1 pseudogene is annotated in these 255 nt (G+C 68.2%); it reads right to left on the bottom strand.

Annotation, left to right across the window (positions count from 1 at the left end):
- A pseudogene (locus NE591_RS16480) lies at window positions 1–255 on the bottom strand (serine/threonine protein kinase); the annotation flags it as partial.

A 255-nucleotide genomic window follows, 5' to 3' on the forward strand; every position in this document is an offset into this window, starting at 1 on the left:
AGTGCAGGCCGCCGCCGAACGGGTAGGCGTCGCGCAGGTCGCAGGGGATGACGTTCATGCCCAGCTTGTCCATCTGCTCCTGCTGATGCACCTCGGAGGCCTCCACGATGACGGTCTTCGGGTCGAGGACCAGGCAGTTCATGGACAGCCACACGGAGGAGTAGCACAGCGCCGGCGGCTCGGTGTGCGCGGGCTGGGCGGCCTCGACGATCTGCCAGTCGTTGGCCTCGAAGATGGCGCGCTGCGGCTCGGGCA

Source organism: Adlercreutzia sp. DFI.6.23, from assembly GCF_024462535.1.
In the GTDB taxonomy this organism is placed as follows: domain Bacteria; phylum Actinomycetota; class Coriobacteriia; order Coriobacteriales; family Eggerthellaceae; genus Adlercreutzia; species Adlercreutzia rubneri.